At 41.4% G+C, this 5812-nt stretch carries 4 protein-coding genes and 1 pseudogene; 4 read left to right on the top strand and 1 reads right to left on the bottom strand.

The window, feature by feature from the left end:
* Window positions 1–122: 122 nt before the first annotated feature.
* On the top strand, window positions 123–1343 hold the full coding sequence (locus QMC96_13050) for a glycosyltransferase (protein MDI6877682.1): 1221 nt from the start codon (window positions 123–125) through the stop codon (window positions 1341–1343).
* Window positions 1344–1518: 175 nt separating this feature from the next.
* On the opposite strand, the pseudogene QMC96_13045 reads toward QMC96_13050, so the two are convergent.
* Window positions 1519–2429 (bottom strand): annotated as a pseudogene (locus tag QMC96_13045) (IS5 family transposase).
* 234 nt (window positions 2430–2663) lie between these two features.
* Here QMC96_13045 and QMC96_13040 point away from each other — a divergent pair.
* The 3 genes from QMC96_13040 to wecB are packed head-to-tail and all read left to right on the top strand — an operon-like array spanning window position 2664 to window position 5681.
* A complete protein-coding gene (locus QMC96_13040) occupies window positions 2664–3542 on the top strand; it encodes an SDR family oxidoreductase (protein ID MDI6877681.1) in 879 nt (292 codons plus the stop codon).
* Window positions 3523–4596 (top strand): polysaccharide biosynthesis protein, encoded by a 1074-nt coding sequence (locus QMC96_13035; protein ID MDI6877680.1) that lies wholly within the window; start codon window positions 3523–3525, stop codon window positions 4594–4596. The genes QMC96_13040 and QMC96_13035 overlap by 20 nt, the downstream gene beginning before the upstream one ends.
* Complete coding sequence (gene wecB, locus QMC96_13030; GenBank protein ID MDI6877679.1) at window positions 4593–5681, top strand: UDP-N-acetylglucosamine 2-epimerase (non-hydrolyzing); 1089 nt, start codon at window positions 4593–4595, stop codon at window positions 5679–5681. Before QMC96_13035 ends, wecB begins: the two co-directional genes overlap by 4 nt.
* Window positions 5682–5812: the final 131 nt, after the last annotated feature.

Here is a 5812-nt window from a genome sequence, read left to right as displayed (position 1 = left end):
GAATCCTCGGCTATGCCATGGGGTGGTGGAAGTAAAATGAATTCGGGATACTACAATTTTGAGATATCCCCCATAAAGTAAATATTCATGTACAGCTCGAAAATTACTAAGAGCAACTAATTATGAAGATCCTATTAGTTGCAATGTCCGATAGCATACATGTTGCGAGATGGATTGATATTATTTCTAACCTTGATTATCAAGTATACCTTTTCCCATGTCAAGATTTTGGGGCTACACATCCCAATATCAAAGGTATTACAATTTTCCATACATTTTTTAGCGATCAGAGGAACTCGAGAGGAGTTAATAATTATTATGGGCGCCGTATTCCTGGAAAATCTTCACCTTCAAGATTTATTGCAGGAATTGCTCGAGGAATTCAATCTATTTTTCATCCCACACTCCGCGAGATTCAATTGAAAAATGTAATTGATGAAGTTAAACCTGATATTATACATTCAATGGAATTACAACATGCTGGATATCTTACACTTAATGTAAAAAAGAAATTTTTTTCCACATTCCCACCTTGGCTAGTTACTAATTGGGGTAGTGACATTTTTTATTTTGGTCGGTTTCCCAATCACGAAAATAAAATTCGAGAAGTTTTGGACCACTGTGACTACTATTCTTGCGAATGTAATCGAGATATTAAATTGGCAAGGCTTTATGGTTATAAGGGATTTAGTTTTCCACCGTTTCCAAATTCAGGTGGATTTGATCTAGCTAAGATATCCTTACTACGTCAGCCAGGATTAACCTCATCAAGAAGAGTTATTATGATTAAAGGGTACCAACATTGGGCTGGGAGAGCACTAGTTGCTTTGAAAGCTCTTGAAATGTGTTCCGATTTGCTCTTAGGGTATAAAATAATAGTTTACTCTTCAAATAATAATAAAGACATAAAACGGGTATTGAATAGACTCAAAAATGAATCTGGAGTTTCATTTCAGATCCTGCCCAACGGTATTCCACATGAAGAGATTCTGAAGTATCATGGGATGGCGAGGATCTCTATTGGTCTTTCAGTTAGCGACGGGATTAGTACATCATTTTTAGAAGCAATTGCCATGGGGTCCTTTCCAATTCAGTCAAACACTGCATGTGTCAATGAATGGGTAAAAAATGGAGAGAATGGCTATATTGTGCCCCCAGAGGATCCGACTTGCGTTACCGAAGCTATCCGGTCAGCTTTACAAGATGACCAGTTAGTTGATAAAGCAGCACAGATAAACGCCGATTTGGTGAAAAGAAAACTAGATAAAAATTTAATTACGGAGTGTATAAAGGCGATGTATGAAAAGATTTTTTGGGATGCGAACATCAAGAAAAAAGTATAGAGGATTACGTTTATCCTATCTTTTCTTCCTTCAGTCCTCCGTACTAGTCTGATCCTTCCTGTTTAAGCTCTTTACTCTCCCAAATTCCCTAAATTTTCTGTTCTTTTCTCCCCACTCTTCGAAAGTTGATGCTAGGAGGAGTGCAAGTTGATGGTACGAAGCTGATAGTACGAAGCTACTGCAGGTTGAAGTCAAAACAGGAGAAGAGGTTCTTCACATGCACTCTGGCAGAAGTGGTGACCAGAAAATGTCCGGCACCGAATACCCGTTTGATCGCCTCAAAGGGTCGTTCCACCAGAGACAGGACCCGCATGATCGACCGGTTTCTCCGTTCCTCTTTTATCGATAATGGGTGTCCTCTCGTACCTCGGTGCATGGTCTTGTCCAGGGAAACCTGAGTTTCACCCCGAAGTACCCCTTATCGAGATAGAGTGTCTCTCCTTCCCGGGAGAGATCCACCTGGTTGTCGTTGAACGATGCAGTGGTGGTCTTCACCCTCCGGATGAGTTGTTATTCCTTATCGATGAGGATGTGCAGCTTGGACCCAAAGGACGACTTCTTCCCTTTCTTCGCCCCGGTGCCGTCTCGGCTCAGTCGGCTCTTCGCCCCGTCTTCCCGTGGCGTATTGGAAGAGGCATGTCCGGGATCGGCGGTGATGAAGGTCGCGTCCTGGATCATCCCCTTTCGGATCGTGAGACCCTTTCGCATCCAGCTGCCGTTGCAGTACCTCTCAGACTGCCTTCTCCTGCCCGGTTCGGATCCGTCGTTCCCGGAAGGACCTGAGCGTGGTGAGATCCGGGTTCTTCTCCGGGAATCTCAAGAACTTCCGAAGGAGATGCGATCATTCGCCTGCCGATCCATCTCTGGATCCGATTAAACGAAGAAGGACTTCAACACGAGCATTTTCAACAGCAAGATCTCATTGGTATTCGGTCGTCCACCGATCTCTCTATTGTTATAGAGATCACTCATGATTGGACGAAATGACTCCCAGTCTATCATGGATTCGAGCTCTGCAAGCTTGTCCCCGAGTTTCTGGATGCGTTTGTACTTCTCGTTCAGAGCAAAATCGGTGAAGGAATTCATTGTTCATATGATCGACGAGCTAAGATAATGCTGTTACGGTTTGAAGTGAGGTTTATCGCAATTCCCCTCGATGAGAGCCTGAAATCCAAACAATACCGCCGCCAAGCCAAATAAATCAAACTGAAATTCATTCTCTACAACCTAAAGCGAACCCTCACATCCTACTCAATTCGGATCCTCAGAATCATTTCTACAAAGCCTTAATAATAGAACTTCATAGTACTGTTGAACATTATGGTTGTGCTAATTTTAGGTGCCACAGGGATGTTAGGGCATAAATTAATGCAAATATTAGCAAAAAAATTCGATGTAATTGGAACTGTCCGTCATTCAAAAACCAAGTACAAAAAACACCCAATTTTTAAAGATTTGAACCTCCTTGGACGTGTAAATGCTGAGAAACTTGAATCAATTTCGGATGCGCTTGATGCTGTGCGACCTGACTTTGTTATCAATGCGATCGGGATTGTAAAGCAAATCCCTGCTTCCCATGATCCAATCCCAATTATTACCGTAAATTCCCTCTTACCTCACCAGCTTGCACAGCTTTGCCATAAACAGAGTTGTCGATTGATTCATATGAGCACGGACTGTGTATTTTCTGGTAACATGGGTAACTATTCTGAGGATGATGTACCGGATGCTATGGATCTGTATGGTCGCACAAAACTTCTTGGAGAAGTCACTTATGATAATTGCCTCACAATTCGGACATCAATTATAGGAAGAGAACTTGGAAATGCTCATGGGCTTATTGAGTGGTTTCTCTCACAAAATGGAAAAAGTGTGAAAGGGTTCCAGAGAGCCATCTTCAGCGGTCTTACAACCAATGCACTCTCCCAAATAATTGCAGAGATTATTCAGCATCAATCTGAGCTTCAAGGGCTCTGGCATGTTGCATCAGAGCCAATCAGCAAGTTTGACCTTCTTACTCTGGTAAAAGAGGAGTATCATTTGGATATTGAAATCGAACCGGACATTACTGTGAAGATAAATCGCAGTTTAAATGCTAAAAAATTCAAAGAAAAAACAAATATTAAAATTCCCTCATGGACAACTATGATACAGGAAATGCATCAGGATCCAACACCGTATGGAGAAATTCGGAGATAATATGTTAACTGATAAAACCGTTCTAGTTACAGGAGGTACTGGATCTCTTGGAAAAGTTCTGGTCCGACGTCTTCTATCCGGTGAGATAGGATGTCCGAAGAAGATCATCGTGTTCTCACGAGATGAAGCAAAACAGCACGAGATGCGTCTTCGATATTTGAATCGTAAGAATGCAACTGATGAGATTATTTATAATAATTTCCTACGGTTGTTGGAGTTCCGCATAGGTGATGTTCGAGATTACCATAGTATCAGTTCAGTTTTACATGGAGTTGACGTCGTTATTAATGCGGCGGCTCTCAAACAAGTTCCTGTATGCGAATATTTTCCCTTTGAGGCGGTTAGGACCAATATAGAAGGACCTGAAAATATCATCCGCTCTATTCGCGAGCATCATTTACCTGTTTCAACAGTTGTTGGTATTTCAACAGATAAGGCGTGCAAACCGATCAATGTTATGGGCATGACAAAAGCTATCCAAGAACGGCTATTAATTCATGCAAATATGGATTGTCCTGATACAAGATTCATATGTGTTAGATACGGAAATGTCCTAGCATCTCGAGGATCTGTCATACCTCTCTTCCATGAACAGATTCGTTCTGGCGGACCAGTAACGATCACCACTCTGGATATGACACGATTCCTCCTAAGCCTTGATCAGGCTGTTGACACAATATTTGCGGCATTAATAGAGGCAAACCGTGGTGAGACGTATATCCCTAAAGTACCATCTGCGAATGTGATGGATATTGCCAAGATTTTGATAGGAGAGAGACCCATCAAGACAGTTGTTACAGGGATTAGGCCGGGTGAAAAAATTCATGAAATACTTGTATCGGAAGAAGAAGCGCATAGGACGATAGAAAGGGGAAATTATTATGTAATTCTACCCGTTCTTCCGGAACTTCGTGACTCAGAGTATAAGGATACATTATCTCGAGAATATAGCTCTGCAGATAACATAATGAACTACGAACAGCTAAAAATTCAGTTGGAACAGCATGGACTTTTAATTGATGATCAACAACCGAATGGGGAATTGCTCCGATGAAAATTATGACAATTCTGGGCACTCGCCCGGAGATAATTAGATTAAGCTGCACGATTGAAAAGTTGGATCGAGAGTGTGAGCATATTTTGGTACATACTGGCCAGAACTATGATCCGAAGTTAAGCGATATATTCTTTAAAGAGTTACGGATTCGGGAACCTGACTACTACCTAGGTGTTCAAAGTTCAAGTACGGGGGAGCAGATTGGCAGAATATTAGTTGAAAGTGAGAGAATACTCCAATCCGAGAAACCAGATAGATTATTGATCCTTGGAGATACAAATAGCAGTCTTTCGGCTATCATCGCGAAAAGGATGGCAATACCTGTCTATCATATGGAGGCGGGTAACAGGTGCTTTGACGATCGCGTGCCTGAAGAAGTAAACAGGCGGATTATCGATCACTGCAGTGATATACTAATGCCCTATACTGAGAGAAGTCGCGCTAATCTCATCCAAGAAGGAATTTCGAGTAATAGAATATTTGTAGTCGGCAATCCGATCAATGAAGTTCTAGAACGATACAAATCCGATATCGAAGAATCGAAAGTCCTTGAGGCATTAAAACTAAATCCAAATGAATATTTTCTTGTAACAATGCATCGAGCTGAAAATGTGGATATCCCGAATCGTTTGAAAACTTTGATTCAAGCAATAAATCTACTTCCTGAAAAATACAAAAGGACTGTAATATTGAGTTTACATCCTCACACGAGAGATAGAATCTGTCGGTATGGATTAATTGATAATGCTGGAATGATCCAGTACTACGATCCGTTTGGCTTCATTGATTTCGTTGCTCTTGAAAAAAATGCGTATTGTGTTATTAGTGATAGTGGAACCGTTCAAGAAGAGTGTTGTATCATGCATGTTCCAAATGTCACGATTCGAGATGTAACAGAGCGTCCAGAGACGGTTGAATGTGGCAGCAATATTTTATCTGGGGCCAATCCAGAGGCAATCTTGCGTTGTGTCCAGTGTAGTCTTGGGCAACCTCCGCAATGGAATATTCCCCCTGAATATCTTAAAGAAAATGTCAGCAGCACTGTTGTCAAAATTTTAATGAGTCATCGAGTTGCTTCTTAACACTTGCCAGGATTTCTTTCATAATCGAGATTAATTGTGAAAACCTTTTCCACTCAAAGGGATATTCATTAAAGATGAGGATATCCCAAAATTATAAGACCCTTGAGGACCCTGAGCCCAAGACATGGCAT

It is taken from the genome of Methanomicrobiales archaeon (assembly GCA_030019205.1).
Classification (GTDB): Archaea; Halobacteriota; Methanomicrobia; order Methanomicrobiales; family JACTUA01; genus JASEFH01.
Note: the sequence above shows the minus strand (reverse complement) of the source record. Positions and strands in the feature narration are given on the sequence as shown.